The 16,714-nt window shown below is 65.2% G+C and carries 16 protein-coding genes; 4 read left to right on the top strand and 12 right to left on the bottom strand.

Translation table 11 applies throughout. From position 1 onward, the window contains the following. Positions 1-8 precede the first annotated feature (8 nt). Genes JJB99_RS26835 through JJB99_RS26815 form a run of 5 tightly spaced genes read right to left on the bottom strand, consistent with a single transcriptional unit; the run spans position 9 to position 4,766 of the window. Entirely contained in the window at positions 9-1,232 is a 1,224-nt protein-coding gene (locus JJB99_RS26835; protein ID WP_200495259.1) for a bifunctional alpha/beta hydrolase/OsmC family protein, read from the bottom strand. A 25-nt stretch (positions 1,233-1,257) separates the two neighbouring features. Beyond that, positions 1,258-1,920: a sulfite oxidase-like oxidoreductase gene (locus tag JJB99_RS26830; protein ID WP_200495258.1), complete on the bottom strand. Its 663-nt coding sequence runs from the start codon at positions 1,918-1,920 to the stop codon at positions 1,258-1,260. 3 nt (positions 1,921-1,923) lie between these two features. Beyond that, positions 1,924-3,246, bottom strand: coding sequence for an MFS transporter (locus JJB99_RS26825; protein WP_200495257.1), 1,323 nt, complete (start codon positions 3,244-3,246; stop codon positions 1,924-1,926). A 31-nt stretch (positions 3,247-3,277) separates the two neighbouring features. Further along, the gene (locus tag JJB99_RS26820) at positions 3,278-4,501 is read right to left on the bottom strand and encodes a cytochrome P450 (protein WP_200495256.1); all 1,224 of its coding nucleotides are present in this window, start codon (positions 4,499-4,501) and stop codon (positions 3,278-3,280) included. Positions 4,502-4,556: 55 nt separating this feature from the next. Continuing rightward, positions 4,557-4,766 carry a ferredoxin gene (locus JJB99_RS26815; RefSeq protein ID WP_200495255.1) on the bottom strand — a complete coding sequence of 70 codons (210 nt, stop codon included), beginning with the start codon at positions 4,764-4,766 and terminating at the stop codon, positions 4,557-4,559. Between the two features lie 155 nt (positions 4,767-4,921). Here JJB99_RS26815 and JJB99_RS26810 point away from each other — a divergent pair, with 155 nt between their 5' ends. Then, positions 4,922-5,569: a TetR/AcrR family transcriptional regulator gene (locus JJB99_RS26810; RefSeq protein WP_200495254.1), complete on the top strand. Its 648-nt coding sequence runs from the start codon at positions 4,922-4,924 to the stop codon at positions 5,567-5,569. Here the strand turns inward: JJB99_RS26810 and JJB99_RS26805 are convergent. From JJB99_RS26805 to JJB99_RS26790, 4 genes are read right to left on the bottom strand one after another with little or no spacing between them, the layout of a single operon-like run. Beyond that, on the bottom strand, positions 5,566-6,204 hold the full coding sequence (locus JJB99_RS26805; RefSeq protein ID WP_200495253.1) for an aspartate/glutamate racemase family protein: 639 nt from the start codon (positions 6,202-6,204) through the stop codon (positions 5,566-5,568). The genes JJB99_RS26810 and JJB99_RS26805 overlap by 4 nt on opposite strands. Positions 6,205-6,256: 52 nt before the next feature. Beyond that, positions 6,257-7,270 carry an amino acid ABC transporter substrate-binding protein gene (locus JJB99_RS26800; RefSeq protein ID WP_200495252.1) on the bottom strand — a complete coding sequence of 338 codons (1,014 nt, stop codon included), beginning with the start codon at positions 7,268-7,270 and terminating at the stop codon, positions 6,257-6,259. Positions 7,271-7,282: 12 nt separating this feature from the next. Then, positions 7,283-8,632, bottom strand: coding sequence for an aspartate aminotransferase family protein (locus JJB99_RS26795; protein WP_200495251.1), 1,350 nt, complete (start codon positions 8,630-8,632; stop codon positions 7,283-7,285). 3 nt (positions 8,633-8,635) lie between these two features. Beyond that, positions 8,636-9,508: a MurR/RpiR family transcriptional regulator gene (locus JJB99_RS26790; RefSeq protein ID WP_200495250.1), complete on the bottom strand. Its 873-nt coding sequence runs from the start codon at positions 9,506-9,508 to the stop codon at positions 8,636-8,638. Between the two features lie 87 nt (positions 9,509-9,595). On the opposite strand from JJB99_RS26790, the gene JJB99_RS26785 reads away from it, so the two are divergent. After that, the gene (locus tag JJB99_RS26785) at positions 9,596-10,783 is read left to right on the top strand and encodes an amino acid ABC transporter permease (protein ID WP_200495249.1); all 1,188 of its coding nucleotides are present in this window, start codon (positions 9,596-9,598) and stop codon (positions 10,781-10,783) included. Positions 10,784-10,785: 2 nt separating this feature from the next. Then, a complete protein-coding gene (locus tag JJB99_RS26780) occupies positions 10,786-11,892 on the top strand; it encodes an amino acid ABC transporter permease (protein ID WP_200495248.1) in 1,107 nt (368 codons plus the stop codon). Between the two features lie 154 nt (positions 11,893-12,046). Here the strand turns inward: JJB99_RS26780 and JJB99_RS26775 are convergent, their stop codons facing one another. Together JJB99_RS26775 and JJB99_RS26770 are read right to left on the bottom strand one after the other, a co-directional pair. After that, positions 12,047-13,465 carry an amidase gene (locus JJB99_RS26775; protein WP_200495247.1) on the bottom strand — a complete coding sequence of 473 codons (1,419 nt, stop codon included), beginning with the start codon at positions 13,463-13,465 and terminating at the stop codon, positions 12,047-12,049. A gap of 41 nt (positions 13,466-13,506) precedes the next feature. Then, positions 13,507-14,283, bottom strand: a complete 777-nt coding sequence (locus tag JJB99_RS26770; RefSeq protein ID WP_200495246.1) for an SDR family oxidoreductase — start codon at positions 14,281-14,283, stop codon at positions 13,507-13,509. A 156-nt stretch (positions 14,284-14,439) separates the two neighbouring features. Between JJB99_RS26770 and JJB99_RS26765 the strand changes: the two genes are divergently transcribed. Then, the gene (locus JJB99_RS26765; RefSeq protein ID WP_200495245.1) at positions 14,440-15,513 is read left to right on the top strand and encodes a tartrate dehydrogenase; all 1,074 of its coding nucleotides are present in this window, start codon (positions 14,440-14,442) and stop codon (positions 15,511-15,513) included. 116 nt (positions 15,514-15,629) lie between these two features. On the opposite strand, the gene JJB99_RS26760 is transcribed toward JJB99_RS26765, so the two are convergent. After that, complete coding sequence (locus JJB99_RS26760; protein WP_200495244.1) at positions 15,630-16,703, bottom strand: malate/lactate/ureidoglycolate dehydrogenase; 1,074 nt, start codon at positions 16,701-16,703, stop codon at positions 15,630-15,632. Positions 16,704-16,714: the final 11 nt, after the last annotated feature.

The raw sequence follows: 16,714 nt of genomic DNA, 5'->3' as shown, positions 1-16,714 counted from the left end.
ATAAGGCGCTAATCCACGGCCTTGGTCACGATGCGGATCTCCGAGGTCAGCGTCCGGTGCACCGGGCACTTGTCGGCGATCTCCATCAGCTTCTTGCGCTGCTCGGCATCGAGCGCGCCGTCCATCGCGATGTCGCGCTCGATCTGGTCGAGCATGCCGTCGCGCGTTTCGCACTCCGCGCAATCCTTGGCGTAGATTTTTGAATGCTTCAGCGTGACGGTGACGCCATCGAGCGGCAGCGACTTGCGGTCGGCATAAAGGCGCATGGTCATGGACGTGCAGGCGCCGAGGCCAGCCAGAAGGAAGTCATAAGGGCCAGGGCCGGCATCTTCGCCGCCGGCAGCCTTCGGCTCGTCCGCAACGAGATGATGCGGCCCGACGGTGACCAGCTGGTTGAACTTGCTCTTGCGGGTTTCCTGAACCACCACCTTGCGAGGTTCTTCGGCCAGATCCATCACCTTCGCGGGCTTTGCCGTATCGATGTAACGGCTCGCCCAGGCGGTGATCACATCCGCCGCATAGAGCGCGTCTGCGGGCTTGCTCAGGAGATGATCGGCGTGATCGAGCGAGACGAAGCTCTTGGGATGTTTCGCCGCAACGAAGATCTTGGTCGCATTGTCGATGCCGACGGTGTCGTCGACAGGCGAATGCATCACCAGCAGCGCCTTGTGCAGGCCGGTGATGTCCTTCATCAGCTCGTGCTCGACGATGTCGTCGAGGAATTCGCGCTTGATCCGGAACGGGCGGCCCGCGAGCGAGACCTCGACCTCGCCCTGCGCCCGGATGTTGTCGAGATGCTCCTTGAACAGACCGGTGACGTGCGCCGGATCGGACGGCGCTGCGATGGTCGCGACTGCCCTGGCTTCGGGAATTTTTCCGGCTGCCGCGAGGATCGCGGCGCCGCCGAGGCTGTGGCCGATCAGGATCGATGGGGCCTTGTGGACGTTGCGCAGATGATCGGCGGCGCGGACGAGATCGGCGACGTTGGACGAGAAGGTCGAATTGGCGAAATCGCCCTCGCTGGAGCCGAGCCCGGTGAAGTCGAAGCGGAGCACGGCGATGCCCCTGGCGGCGAGTGCGACCGAGATGCGCTTGGCGGCCAGCGTGTCCTTGCCGCAGGTGAAGCAGTGCGCAAACAGCGCGTAAGCTGCGGGCTCGCCGTCTGGCAGCTCCAGCGCGGCTGACAGCTGATGGCCACCTTCGCCGGTGAATTGAAAGCGCTCCGTTGCCATGGGCTCCCCCTCGTTTTGCTCGAACCTAGTCGCCTGAATAGCGCTGCTCGGCCCAGGGGTCGCCGCGGTTATGATAGCCGCGGACTTCCCAGAAACCCGGCGCATCCTCGGTCAGGAATTCGATGGCCTGGAGCCATTTCGCGCTTTTCCAGAAATAGAGATGCGGCACGACCAGCCGCACCGGCCCGCCGTGCTCCTTCGTCAGCGGCTGGCCCGACCAGCTATGGGCGAGCAGGGCATCCTCCGCGGCGAAGTCTTCCAGCGCGAGATTGGTGGTGTAGCCGTCATAAGAGTGCAGCACCACGAAGCGCGCATCGTCGCGCAGCCGGCAGGTCGCGAGCAGATCGCGCGTTGCAAGCCCCTCCCACTGGTTGTCGTAGCGCGACCATGTGGTCACGCAATGGATGTCGGAGGTGAATTGGGCCTGCTTCTGCGCAGCGAATTCGGCAAAGGTCCAGAAAAGCGGATTCTCGATCGCGCCGTAAACATCGAGCCGCCAGCGCTCGCGCGAGACCGGCGGCACGACACCGAGGTCGAGCACCGGCCAATCTTTCGTCAGATGCTGCCCCGGCGGCAGCCGCTGGTCCTCCGGACGCGCGATCTTGCCGGTGAGGAAGCGGCCCTCGCGCGCCCATGTCTGCTTGGTGCGCGTCAGCTTGCTGTCGGAAGGCTCGTTCTCGTTAGCCATGAGCTACTCGTGGCGGTGCATCGCGGAGGCGTGCTTGGTATCGCGCATGGTGGAATAGATGATCAGCGACAGGCAGATGACTCCGGCGAGATAATAGTAGAACCACTCCTCGTGCCCGATGCTCTTGAAGTAGAGCGCAATCGCCGGCGCGGTGCCGCCGAAAATCGACACCGTGATGGCATAGGGCAGGCCGACGCCGAGGGCGCGAACGTTGGTCGGGAACAGCTCGGCCTTCACCACCGCATTGATCGAGGTGTAGCCGGCGACGAACAGCCAGGCGGCGCAGATCAGGATGAAGGCCATGAACGGCGATTTCGTCTCTTTGAGCGTCATCAGCAGCGGCACAGTCGCAAGCGTGCCGGCGACGCCGAAGAAGATCAGCAGCGGCTTGCGCCCGATCCTGTCGGAGATGGCGCCATAGATCGGCTGCAGGATGGTCGCGAAGATCAGTGTTCCGAAGATCACGAAGGTGGTCTGGTCCTCGGTCAGGCCGACCGAGAGCTTGACGAAGGTCTGCATGTAGGTGGTGAAGGTGTAGAACGCTGCGGTGCCGCCGGCGGTGAGGCCGACCACCAGCAGCAGCTCGCGCGGATAGCGCAGCAGATTGGCGATCGAGCCGGTCGGCTTCACCACCTTCTTGGCTTCCTCGAACGCCTCGGTCTCTTGCAGGCTGCGCCGCATCACCGCGGCGAAGATCGCCAGCATCGCGCCGATCGCGAACGGGATACGCCAGCCCCAGGCCTTGAGCTCCTCCGGCGTGAGGAAGACCTTTTGCAGGAGCAGCAGCACGATGATCGCGGTGAGCTGGCCACCGATCAGCGTCACGTATTGAAAGCTTGAGTAAAAGCCGCGGTGCTTGGGATCGGCGACCTCGCTCAGATACGTGGCGCTTGCGCCATATTCACCGCCGAGGCTCAAGCCCTCGATGACGCGGGCGAGCGCCAGGATCACCGGCGCGGCAAAGCCGATCGTGGCATAGGTCGGCGTCAGCGCGATGATCAGCGAGCCGAAGCACATGAAGACGACCGACAAGGTCAGCGAGATGCGCCGGCCGAAATGATCGGCGAGATAGCCGAAGAACCAGCCGCCGAGTGGGCGCATCAGGAAGGTCGCTGCGAACACGACGGCCGCGTTCAGCTGCTGCACGACCGGGTCGTTGCCGGGAAAGAAAGCCGGGGCGAAATAGAGCGCGAACGCCGTATAGGCGTAGAAATCGTACCACTCGACGAGATTGCCGACGGAGCCGATGAAGATCGCCTTGATCCGCCGCTCGGCGTCGGCGATGTCAAAATGTTGGGAGGCCGGTTGGGTTGCTTGCTCAGTCACGTCCGGCCTCTCCGTTGGTCCTGGAAAAGGCCTACATCGCCTTTCCCAGCAAAAATGGCAACTGGCGGGGGCCTCGCACCGTGCCTTGCGACCAGGTCACGGTGCCTGCCGGATCAAGCCGGAAGTCCGGAATCCGCTTCAGCCATTCCTCGAGCGCAACCTGCATCTCCATGCGCGCAAGATTGGAACCGACGCAGCGGTGGATGCCGAGACCGAAGGCGGCATGGCGATTCTCGCGGCGGTCGATCACGACTTTGTCAGCGTCCGGAAACATCTTTGGGTCGCGGTTCGCGGCCGGGAAGGACAGCAGCACCATGTTGCCGGGCTTGACTGGGCAGCCCGAGATCGTGGTCTCCTTGACCACCTCGCGGGCCATCGTCACCGGCGAGTAGGCCCGCAGCAACTCTTCCACGGCGGTCGGGATCAGCCCGGGCTCGGCGATCAACCGCTCGCGATCGGCGGGCGTTTTGGCGAGATGCCAGAGCGAGGAGCCGATCGCGCTCCAGGTGGTGTCGATGCCGGCGATCAGGAGCAGTCGCAGCGAGCCCAGCACGTGGGAATCCTCGAGCGGATTGCCCTCCTCGTCCCTGACGTTCATCAGATAGGATATCAGGTCGTCGGTCGGCTTCCTCTTGCGCTCCTCGATTTGGCCGGCGAAATAGGCGCTCATCTCCTGCACGGCCTGGAGCAGTACGTTCTCGTCCTTGATGCCGAGCTCGAGGATCATGTGGATCCAGTTGATGAAGAGGTCGCTATCGGTCTCGGGAATGCCGAGCATATGCGCGATCGCGCGCACCGGGATGTGCTTGGTGTAGCGCTCCGCCGCATCGATCCGACTTTCGGCGATGAGGCCGTCGATCAGCTCGTTGCAGATGGCGCGCACCCGCGGCTCGAGCTTTTTCATGGCGTCCGGCGTGAAAGGCGGCAGCAGCAGCTGCTTGGCCGGCTTGTGCACGGGCGGATCAGACGTGATCGGCGGGGCGGCGTTCCTGCTGGTGATCTCCGGCCGCACGTCGCGGACAATGATGCGGCGGGAGGAGAAATGCTCGGTGTCGTTGGCGATCTCGCGCACGGCTTCATAGGTCGTCGGCATGTAGCAGCCGAGGAAGCGCTCGGTATGCACGACCGGACTTGCGGCGCGCAGTTTGTCCCAGATCGGAAAGGGGTCGTCGGTCCATTGCGGGTCGGTATGGTCGAAATCATGGACCCAGTCGGTCACGGGCGGATGGGCAGCGGGCTGGCTGAGGTCGGACATCTCCAGGAATCCCTTGGTTCGTGTTCGCTGAAAGCATGCAAGCGGCGGGGCCGCGCTACTCTTCGATCACATCGATTGCGATTTCCGGGCAATTGGATTTGGCAAGCCAGGCCTTGTCTTCGAGGCCCGGCCGGACCGTGCCGTCGCCGGCCTCATGGGCGTTGCCGTATTCGTCGAGCTCGAACAGCTCCGGCGCCAGCGCCTTGCAGCGCGCGTGGCCCTGGCATTTATCGGGATCGACGTGAACCCTCAGTCGCTCTGTCATGGCGGCTTCCTCGGTCGTATGCGCGCGGCCCGACGGGCGGCGCGTTCCTCTTGTCAATCTTGATCGCGGCCTTTGCGGCCTGTTCTAAGTTATATGCTATTACATTCGCGACGGGCTTTCCCTGTCAAGCGCAAACTTATAGGCTTGGCCGCAACATGCGCTCACGACTGGCCCGCAAGCCCGAGAATACCTACCACCATGGCGATCTTCGCGACGCTCTGATCCAAGCCGCGTTGCGTGAAGCGGAGCAGGGCGGCGCCGAGGCGATCAGCATCAAGGCGCTGGCCAAGCAGCTCGGCGTCTCGCAGCCGGCGCCGTACCGGCACTTTGTCGATCGCGAGGCGCTGCTTGCGGCGGCGACGGCAGAAGCGTTTCGGCAGCTCAGTGCGATCCTGCGCGAGGCGATGGCAAGACCGTCAAAGCAATCGAAGCTGTCGCGCCTGGCGCAGGCGACGCTGGATTTCGGCCTCCGCCGGAACGGCATCTACCGATTGATGTTCGCATCCCGCATTGTGTCATGCGCGGCCAAGGGCAGCGAGCTGCACGAGGCGACGCGGGAGACGTTCGGGCTCGTGATCGAAGCGCTGGAAGCGCCTGCCGTCGGCTATTTGCGCGAGCGGCAGGCGCTCAAGATCTGGGCGGCGCTGCACGGCGTGGTCATGCTGGCCGAGCAGGGCCTGTTCACCGGCGAGGCGGCGCACGCGACGCGCGAGGAGCTGGTCGAGGATTTTGTCAGCGAGACGAAGGCCGCGCTCGCGGTCGCGATCAAGGACGCGCGACGCAAGAAGAAGGCCGGCGGTTAGGCTGTCACTTTCAGCAGCCGCATCAGCTTCTCGACCGCGCTGTCGGGCGTCGTCACGACGGGACAGCCGGTGGCCTCCGCGACCAGCGGGGCGGTCGCCGCGATGCTGAACTGCGCCAGCGCAATGACATCGCAATCGCGCAAGTCCCGCGAGGCTTCCGCAATCAGCCGGTCGTGCGTTGCACGATCGCCGCGGTCGAGCGCCGCCAATGCGCCTTCGGCAAGCTTCGGCACGACCTGGACGGAGGCCGGAAACTCCGGCGGCATCGAGGCCAGCGTCGGCCGGAAGGTCGAGAGCAGGCCGATGCGCTTGCCCATCGTCACAGCACGCTCGATCATGGCCTCATTCGGCTTGAGCACCGGCATCGGCGCATGCGCCCGCGCCACCGCCTCGATGCAGGGGCCGAAGGCCGAGCAGGTGAACAGCATCGCATTGGCGCCGGTCGCCGCTGCGTAATCGCCGAGGGCGAGAAAGCGATCGGTCATGGCATCATTGAGCGCACCATCGCGCGCCAGATCCGCCGACAGGCTGTCATCGAGCAGGTTCATCAGCCGCGCGTCCGGCCACGCCTGCGCGAACGCCGCCTCGATCGGGGCGATGGAATGCTTGAGGGCGTGGATCAGGGCGATGCGCATCGGTATCTCTCTCCCTCTCCCCGTTCTTACGGGGAGAGGCGAAGAGTGGTGCTTACTTGAACGGCAGCGCGTACATCAAGCCGCCTTTGCTCCAGAGGCCGTTGAGGCCGCGCTCAAGCTTCAGCGGGCTCGCCTTGCCGACATTGCGCTCGTAGATCTCGCCGTAATTGCCGGTGGCCTTGATCGCGGTGGCCAGCCATTTGTTTTCGAGGCCGAGCCGCGAGCCGAGATCGCCGGAGGCACCCAAAAGGCGCTGGATCGCCGGCGTCTGCGACTTCGCCATCTCGTCGACATTGGCCTGCGTCACGCCGAGCTCCTCGGCCTCGATCAGGCCATAATGCAGCCAGGTGATGATGTCGCTCCAGACTTCGTCGCCGTTGCGGGTGAAGGGGCCGAGCGGCTCCTTGCTGATGGTTTGCGGCAGCACGACGTAGTCGGCCGGATTGGGCGCCGCGGTCGTCACCGCGCCGGCGAGCGCGGAAGCGTCCTGGGTCATGGCATCGCAGCGGCCGCCGAAGAAGGTCTGGTACATGGTGTCGACGCGGTCGAACACCAGCGGCTTCCAGTCGATGCCGTTGGCACGGCCGTAATCGCCGAGCGTCACTTCATGCGTGGTGCCCTGCGCGACGCAGACGGTGGCGCCCTTGAGGTCCTTCAGCTCCTTCACGCCGAGGTCCTTCTTCACCACAAAACCCTGGCCGTCGTAGAAGTTGATCGGGCCCTGGCGCAAGCCGAGCGTCACGCCGCGCAGATATGTCTGGGTCGAGTTGCGGTAGAGCACGTCGATTTCGCCCGACTGCAGCGCGGTGAAACGGTTCTGCGCCGTCAGCGCGACGTAGCGCACCTTGTTGGGATCACCGAGCACGCCGGCCGCGAGCGCCCGGCAATAGTCGACGTCGAGACCTTTGTAATTGCCTTGCGAGTCCGGCGCCGAGAAGCCGGCAAAGCCGGCGCTGACGCCGCATATCAACGTACCGCGGCTCTTCACCGTGTCGAGCGTCGCCGCCGACGCGACCACCGTCGATGCTGCGAGCACGCCCGCTGCGATAACCACTTTCCTCATCATGCACGTCTCCCCTCAGTGATTGACACTACGCAACACGTTGTCGACGGCCGTGCCGAGCTTGTCGACGATCTGATCGATCTCCTCGGCGGAGGCGATATAGGGCGGCGCCAGCAGCACGTGGTCGCCGCGGACGCCGTCCGCGGTGCCGCCGCCGGGATAGCAGCCGAGCCCCCCAGCGAACGCTTCCGCCTTGATCTTCTGGTTCAGCTTCAGCGCCGGATCGAACGAGGTGCGGCTGGCGCGATCGGCGACGAGCTCGATCGCCCAGAACAGGCCGCGTCCCCTGATGTCGCCGACATGGCGGTGATTGCCGAAGCGCTCGGTCAGCCGCTGCTCGAGCTGCCTGCCGCGTTCCTTGACGCGGTCGAGCAGGCGGTCCTCGCGGATCACATTCTGCACCGCAAGCGCGGCCGCGCAGGCGAGGGGATGCGCCAGATAAGTATGGCCGTGCTGGAACGCACCGGAGCCTGCACGGATGGTGTCGATGATCTCTCTGCTCGCGAGCATCGCGCCGATCGGCTGGTAGCCGCCGCCGAGCCCCTTTGCGATCGCCTGGATGTCGGGCGCAATGCCTTCCTGCTCCCAGGCATGGGTGGTGCCGGTGCGGCCCATGCCGCTCATGACCTCGTCGAGGATGAGCAGCGCGCCATGCCGGTCGCAGATCTCGCGCACCGCCTTGAAGTAGCCGTCCGGCGCGGTCACGGCACCGGCAGTGGCGCCGACGACCGGTTCGGCAAGGAACGCTGCGATGGTATCGGGACCGAGCCGCTGAAACTCGGCCTCGAGCTCGGCGGCCAGCCGCGCCACGAATTGCGCATCGGATTCACCCTCGTGCTTCTCATGATAGGCGAAAGCCGGCGTCACGTGACTGAACGCAGCCGAGAGCAGCGGCGCATACGGCGCGCGCCGCCAGGCATTGCCGCCGGCGGCCAACGCGCCCAGCGTGTTGCCGTGGTAGCTCTGCCGCCGCGCGATGAAATGCTGCCGCTGTGGCTCGCCGCGCTCGATGAAATATTGCCGCGCCAGCTTGATGCTGGCTTCGATCGCCTCCGACCCGCCGCTGACGAAATAGGCGTAGGCGAGGCCTCCGGGCTCGTGCCCGACCAGCCGCTCGGCCAGCGCCTCGGCCGGCTCGGATGAGAAGAACGCCGTGTGTGCATAGGCCAGCGTCGAAGCCTGCTTCGCGATCGCCGCGATCACGCGCGGATGCTGGTGTCCGAGGCAGGAGACCGCCGCGCCGCCGGAGGCATCGATCATCCACCGCCCGTCCTCGGCGAAGAGATAGACGCCTTCGCCGCCGATCGCCTTCGGCGGCGTTTCGCGGAGCGAGCGGTGCAGCACGCGGCTGGTGCGAGCGGCCATGGGTCAACCTTTCTCTGAGACGTAGGTCGAGGCCGCGGCGAGCCGCGCCTCGGTATGTTCCAGGCGCTTCTTCGCGGCCACGCCGCCGAGCGAGAACGTCACCGCGGCGAGCGACTGCGCGATCGCGATGGCGCCGGTGAGACTGGGAAAGAAGCCGGGGGAGGAGGCCGCCTCATACAGCAGCACGTGGTCGGCGCCTTCGGCCATGGGGGCTGCGAGGCTGTCGGCGATGGCGATCAGCGTCGCGCCGGCGCGATAGGCGGCCTGTGCGACGCGAACGCTCGCATGGGTGTAGGGCAGGAAGCCGATGACGATCACGGCTTCGCCGGGACGAAAGGCGCCGAGGTCGAGATCGTCAGGGCCGGATGCGCCGACAAGCTGCACCTGTTCAGGGCGGAACAGTCTGAGCTCGTAGTTCAAGAGCTCCGCGACGCTGCGGCAGCTGCGATAGCCGGCGATCCAGATTCGCTTGGCGTCGTGGAGCGCCCGGGCCGCCTGCGCGATCGGCTGGGCCTGGATCCGCGAAAGACCGGCGGCCTCGGCCGCGAGCTTGTCGATGACGAGGGCGATGTCAGCATTGGGGCCGTGGCGGCGGCTCCTGGCGCGGCCGGAGAAGGGCGAGGTCTGCGACGGCCGCCGCGCTTCCGTCAGCGCCGCGCGCAACTCGTCCCAGCCGGAATAGCCGATCGCCTTGGCAAGCCGGGTGAAAGCGGCGGGATCGGCGCCGGCTTCCGCCGCGAGATCGCGCATCGAACGGGTGGTGGCGTCGTAGTCATTGGCGGCGACGAAGCGGCCGACCTCCTGCAAGCGCAGGGGGAGCGATGGCAATGCGATGCGCAGTTCGCTCAGCGGCGAGGATTTCGCGGGCTCGGCCATGAAACATTTGTTGCATGAATTCGAGATTGGTGCAACAGTTGACGTGCGCCGCCGGAAATCATTGCTCTTGAGAAGGATTTTTGTGCTGTGACATCGGACACGCCGAGACCGCCGCCGCGCCGCCGCTTGTTCGGTGCTTGGGGCCCCCGCGAGCTGAAAGGCCTGTTCTGGCAGGTGCTGGTGGTCGGCATCGCTGTCGCGGTCATCGCCTTCCTCTGGTCCAATACCGTCACCAATCTCACGGCCCGCCGCATCACGACCGGCTTTGCCTTCCTCGGCCGCGAGGCCGGCATGCCCATTGCCGACAGCCTGCTCGCCTACAATCCAAGAGACAGTTACCTCTGGGCCTTCGTCGTCGGCATCGCCAACACCTTGCGCGTCGCCGTGATCGGCATCGTGCTCGCGACTGTCCTGGGCACGCTGATCGGCATCTCGCGGTTATCGACGAACTGGTTGTTGTCGCGGCTCGCCGCCGTCTACGTCGAAACGCTGCGCGACATCCCGTTGCTGCTCCAACTGCTGTTCTGGTACGTGCTGATGCAGGCGCTGCCGGCCGCGCGGGCGGCGTGGCGGCCGGTCGAAGGCGTGTTCCTGTCCAATCGCGGCCTGATCCTGCCGGCGATCCCGATCGCAGCGCCGCAGCTCTGGGTGCTCGGCACGGCCGCGCTCGGGCTTGTCGTGTTTTATGTCATCCGGCGACGGTTGATCGCGGAGCAGATGCGCGACGGCAGGCCGCGGCCGGCCTGGCCCTTCGCGCTTGGTCTCGTCTTTGCACTGCCGGCGGCAGTCTCGCTTTTGCTTGGCGTGTCCTGGACAATCGAATGGCCGGAGCTGCATGGCTTCAATTTCGTCGGCGGGCTGACGCTCGCGCCGGAATATTTTGCGCTGCTGATTGCGCTCGTCACCTACACCTCGGCCTTCATCGCCGAGATCGTGCGCAGCGGCATCCAGTCGGTGCCGCGCGGGCAGTGGGACGCCGCCAATGCGCTCGGCCTCCGCCGCAGCTTCATGCTGCGCCAGATCATCCTGCCGCAGGCGCTGCGCGTCATCGTGCCGCCGATGACGAGCCAGTATCTCAATCTGACCAAGAACTCGTCGCTCGCGGTCGCGATCGGCTACCAGGACGTGGTCTCGGTCGCCAACACCACGCTGAACCAGACCGGACAGGCGATCGAAGCGATCGCGCTGATCATGGCGGTGTTCCTGACCATTAGCCTGTCCATCAGCTTCTTCATGAACTGGTACAACGCGCGCATCGCGCTGGTGGAGCGCTGAGCATGACGGCGATCACCGACATCCCCGATGCACCACGCACAGCACGGCGCCCGCAAGGCGGCAATCCCGTGTTGCGCTGGCTGCGCACCAATTTGTTCTCGTCGATCCCGAACGGCATCCTCACGGTCGTGCTGCTGGCGCTGCTCGCCAAGGGCATCTTCAGCTTCGTGCAATGGGGTATCGCCAATGCTGTCTGGATCACGCCGGCGAGCGATTCCAGCGCCTGCCGCGCGGCGCGCGGCGTCGGCGCCTGCTGGGCGATCATCCCCGAAAAGTACCGATTCATCCTGTTCGGCACCTATCCGTTCGACGAGCAGTGGCGCCCGGCGCTGTCGGTCGTGCTGTTCATTGCGCTGTTCTATCTCTCGACCCGCCGCGCGCTGTGGCGGCGGGAGCTGGCCTATCTCTGGATTGGCGCGCTGGCGCTGATCAGCGTGCTGATGTGGGGCGGCGTATTCGGGCTCTCGTTCGTCTCGCAGGACCGCTGGGGCGGGTTGCCGGTGACGTTGATCCTAGCGACCTTTGGATTGGCATTCGGCTTCCCGCTCGGCATCCTCGTGGCGCTCGGCCGACGTTCAAAACTGCCGGCGATCCGCTCGCTCAGCGTGCTCTATGTCGAGCTGATCCGCGGCGTGCCGCTGGTCAGCCTCTTGTTCATGGCGAGCGTGATGTTTCCGCTGTTCATGCCGGCGGGGTTCAACATCGACAAGCTGCTGCGCGCGCAGATCGCGATCATCCTGTTCGCGGGCGCCTATCTTGCCGAAGTCATCCGCGGCGGCCTCCAGGCCGTGCCACGCGGGCAATCCGAGGCGGCCGACGCGCTGGGGCTGTCCTACTGGCGCAAGCACCGGCTCATCATCCTGCCGCAGGCGATCCGCCACGTGATCCCTCCGCTGGTCAACACCTTCATCGCCTTCTTCAAGGACACCAGCCTTGTGCTGATCATCGGCATCTTCGACCTCTTGACGACTGCGAAGACGGCGATCATCGATCCCGCATGGCAGCAGTTCTCGGTCGAAGTCTACATCTTCGTCGCCGCGATCTACTTCGTGTTCTGTTTCGCGATGTCCCGCTACAGCCGCAGCCTGGAAGCGACGCGCGAGCGGTGATCCCCTTGCGTGTCCCGGCTCTGCGGTGCAGCGCGATAGCGCTGCACCGCAGAGCCGGGACCCAGGGATGCACGGGAAGTCGTGGAGACGTGGGCCCCGGCTCTGCAGCGCACCGCCGAAGGGGCGCTGCGCTGCGTCCGGGCCACGCAAGAGGTTACTTCGTCACCTTCGGATCGATCGGTGTCGTCCCGCGCAGCCCCAGAATATCCTCCAGCACCTTTGCACCCGCGATCACCTGCGCATCCGCGCGCGGGGCGCCGACGACCTGCACGCCCACCGGCAGCCCGGAAGCCGTGAAGCCGCAGGGCAGTGACAGCGACGGGCAGCAGGCAAGCGTGATCGCGTAGACGATGCCGAGCCATTCGACGTAGTTCTCGAATTTCCTGCCGGCGCATTGGGCGACATAGCGATGCTCAATCGGGAAGGGCGGCACGATCGTGGTCGGCGTCAGTAGCAGATCGTAGGTCTTGAAGAAGTCGATGGCGCGCGCGGTCATGCCGACGCGCTGCGTCTCGGCGCGCGCGAGCTGCTCGACGGTCAGCTTGAGGCCTTCCTCGATGTTCCAGATCACCTCGGGCTTGAGCAGATCGCGCCTGGTGCGCAGCAGATGGGCCTTGGTGATCGCGAAGTCGAAGGCACGCAGCACGTGGAAGCATTCATGTGCCTCGCGCCAGTCTGGATGCGCCTCCTCAACGATCGCGCCGGCTTCCGCGAAGCGCCCCGCCGCCTTGCGCGTGATCGCTTTCACCTCCGGGTCCACCGGCGTGATGCCGAGATCAGGGGAATAGGCGATGCGCTTCGGCTTCTTGCCGGATTGCGCCGCCGACAGGAAAGAGGTCAGAGGTGCCGGCAGCGACAGCGGGTCGGCGGCATAGTCGCCGCTCATGGCATCCAGCAGCAGCGCGAGATCCTCGACGTTGCGCGCCATCGGGCCGACCACGCCGAGATTGCGATCGATCGCCGATTTCGGGGTATGCGCGACGCGGCCGATGCTCGGGCGCATGCCGACGACGCCGCAGAACGCCGCAGGGCTGCGCAAGCTGCCGCCCATGTCGGAGCCCTGGGCGAGCCAGGCCATGCCGGTGGCGAGCGCGACGGCGGCGCCGCCCGAGGAGCCCGCGGCCGACTTCGACGTATCCCAGGGATTGAGCGTTGCGCCGAACACCTCATTGAAGGTGTTGGCGCCGGCGCCGAATTCCGGCGTGTTGGACTTGGCGTAGACGACCGCGCCATTGCCTTCGAGATTCTCGACCATGAGGTCGGACGTTGCGGGGATGTTGTCCCTGAAGATCGGCGAGCCCTGGGTGTTCAGGACACCCGCAACATCGGTCAGGTCCTTGATCGGCACCGGCAGGCCCGCGAGCAGGCCGCGCGCGCCGGCCGGCTTCAGCATCAGCGCCTTGGCATTGTCGCGCGCGCGATCGAAGCACAGCGTCGGCAGCGCGTTGACCTTGCCGTCGATCTCCTCGACGCGCTTCTGCACCACATCCAGCAGTTCGAGCGGCGAGACGTCGCCCGAGCGCAGCTTGTCCACGACGGTGCAGGCGGTTTCGCGGATCAGGTCTTGAGACAATTATTTCACTCCTAGCTCACTGTTGCTTTGCAATAACGAACCTAACCCCACCCAGCGCTGATGCCGCCATCCACCGTGTAGATCACGCCGGACGTATAGCCGGCGCGATCCGACGCAAGGAATGCCATGAGGTCGCCGATCTCGCGCGCATGCGCGGGCCGGCCGAGCGGCAGGCCTTTCTGGAATTCCTTGTAGCGGTTCTCGTCGCCGAACTGATGTTTTGCCCGCGTCTTCAGCAGCGTGACGTGACGGTCGGTACCAACAGGGCCGGGATTGATACCGACGACGCGGATGTTGTCGGCGAGGCTTTTTCCTCCGAGCGCGCGGGTGAAGGCCATCAGCGCGGCATTGCCGGCACTGCCGCAGATGTAATTGGCGTCGAATTTCTCCCCGGCCGCGCCGATATCGTTGACGATGACGCCGCCGCCCCTGGCCTTCATCTGCGCGTAAATCTGCCGCGTGAGGTTGATGTAGCCGAACACTTTCAATTCCCAGGCGTGGCGCCAGGTCGCCTCGTCGATCTTGTCGATCGAGCCGCCGGGGATATCGCCGGCATTGTTGACGAGCACGTCGATGTCGGCGGCCTCCCTGGCGAGCCGCGCGACGTCTTCAGCCTTGCGCAAATCCACGATGCTCGTCGCAGCATCGATCTGATACGCGGAGCGCAGGCGGTCCGCCAGCGCCTTGAGCTGGTCGCCGCTGCGGGCAGCGAGCAACAGATGCGCGCCTTCTTCAGCGAAGGCCTCGGCAGCGGCGGCGCCAATGCCCTTGGACGCGCCCGTGATCAGGACGCGCTTGCCACGCAGATGCAGATCCATGAGAGATACTCGCGGGATAGAAACTGGATGAAATCAGTAGGCGCTTGGTCGCGCCATGGTCAACATTGCAGTGCAGCGTTGCACTGCCGCCTCGTTTGGTCCATTGCAGTGCGGTCAAAAAGGCGGCGGCTGCCGGACCAACCAAGGACGTTCTCGATGAGCAAGAAACAATACCGGATCGCAGTCATTCCCGGCGACGGCATCGGCAAGGAAGTGATGCCCGAGGGCCTGCGCGTTTTGGAGGCCGCGGCCAAGAAGCACGGCGTGTCCCTGCATTTCGACCATTTCGACTTCTCGTCTTACGACTATTACGAGAAGCACGGCCAGATGATGCCGGATGACTGGAAAGAGAAGATCGGCAAGCACGATGCGATCTATTTCGGCGCGGTCGGCTGGCCGGCCAAGATCCCGGATCACGTCTCGCTGTGGGGCTCGCTGATCAAGTTTCGCCGCGAATTCGACCAGTATGTGAATTTGCGTCCGGTGCGGCTGATGCCCGGCGTGCCGTCGCCGCTGGCGAACCGCAAGCCCGGCGACATCGATTTCTGGGTGGTGCGCGAGAACACCGAAGGCGAATATTCCTCCGTCGGCGGCCGCATGTTCCCGGACACCGACCGTGAATTCGTCACGCAGCAGACGGTGATGACCCGCATCGGCGTCGACCGCATCCTGAAGTTCGCCTTCGAGCTCGCGCAGTCGCGGCCAAAGAAGCACCTGACCTCGGCCACCAAGTCGAACGGCATCTCCATCACCATGCCCTATTGGGACGAGCGCGTGGAGGCGATGGCGAAGAAGTTCCCGGGCGTGAAGTGGGACAAGTACCACATCGACATTCTCACCGCGAACTTCGTGCTGCATCCGGACTGGTTCGACGTGGTGGTCGGCTCCAATTTGTTCGGTGACATCCTGTCGGACCTCGGCCCCGCCTGCACCGGCACCATCGGCATCGCGCCGTCAGGCAACATCAATCCCGAGGGCGATTTCCCCTCGGTGTTCGAGCCGGTGCATGGCTCGGCGCCCGATATCGCGGGGCAGGGCATCGCCAATCCGATCGGCATGATCTGGTCGGGCGCGATGATGCTCGAGCATCTCGGCGAGAAGGTCGCCGGCAAGTCGATCGTCGAGGCGATCGAACGCACGCTGGCCGAGCGCACGCTGCGGACGAAGGACCTCGGCGGCAATGCCGACACCACCGCCTGCGGTAAGGCGGTTGCCGAGATGGTGGATTAGCGGGGACTCGCGAGAGCTAGGCTCCGCCATCGCGTTCCGGATCGGCGCTCCGCTCTAGACAACGCTCCGCGTTGTCCGGAGCTGCGCTGGTCCGGGACGACAGCGGTTGTGATTACCTACCCTGCGATCTTCTCGATCGCCGCGTGATCCAGCCCGAACTTCTTTCCGGCCTCAAGAATCTCCTGCCAGGTGGTCGGATCGACCGGAATGCCTTCGGCGAGCCGCGTCTTCTTGGTCTCACGCTCGGGCTCGCCGGCGATCCTGACCTTGTCGACGCCGGGAGCCGGCGGCGAGCCGGTGTGCCAGGCGACGAAATCCTCGACCTCGCGCGCGAGGTTTTCGCCGGTGCCGAGCTTGTCCGGGTCGATGATGATCGAGAGCATGCCGTTGAGGACGTTGTACTTGCCGTCGGACGGACCCTTGACCACCTGCCCGCCGGAGAGCGCGCCGCCGAGGATTTCGCACACCAGCGCGAGCCCCGAACCCTTGTGTTCGCCGAACGGCAGGATCGCGCCATACGGCGGGATCACGGTGTAGCGCGGATTGACCGTCGGCTTGCCTTCATTGTCGATGATGGTGCCGGGCTCGAGTTCGACGCCCTTGTTGTGGGCGACGCGGGTCTTGCCTTGCGCGATCCTGCTGGTGGCGAAATCGAGCACGATCGGGTCCTTGGCCCTGCGGGGAATACCGACACAGAACGGGTTGGTGCCGTGGCGCGCATCGCTGCCGCCCCAGGGCGCCACGATCGGGCGCGAGATCACGTTGACGAAGTGGATCGAGACCAGCCCGTGGTCGATGCACTGCTCGGCCCAGTGGCCGATGCGGCCGATATGGTGCGAGTTGGAGAGGCCGACGAGGCAGACGCCGTTGCGCTTGGCGCGCTCGGCCGCCAGCTCCATCGCTTCATGGCCGATCACCTGGCCGTAGCCGGTGAGGCCGTCGAGGGTGAGAAGCGGACCGGTGTCGCGCACGATCTTGACGTGCTGGTTCAGAGCGAGGCCGCCATTGGTGACGCTCTGGACGTAGCGCGGGATCATGCCGACGCCATGGGAGTCATGTCCCCTGAGATTGGCCTCGACGAGATTAGTGGACACAAGCTCGGCTTCGCGGTCCGAGGAGCCGCCGGCCTTGACGATAGCGCGGATGGCGTTGGTGAGCGGCTCTGCCTTGATGGTGCGATAGTCGGCCATTGTTGTTGCTC

Source organism: Bradyrhizobium diazoefficiens, assembly GCF_016616235.1.
Lineage (GTDB): Bacteria > Pseudomonadota > Alphaproteobacteria > Rhizobiales > Xanthobacteraceae > Bradyrhizobium > Bradyrhizobium diazoefficiens_H.
The sequence above is the reverse complement of the archived record's forward strand: the minus strand, read 5'-3'. Positions and strand labels throughout refer to the sequence as shown.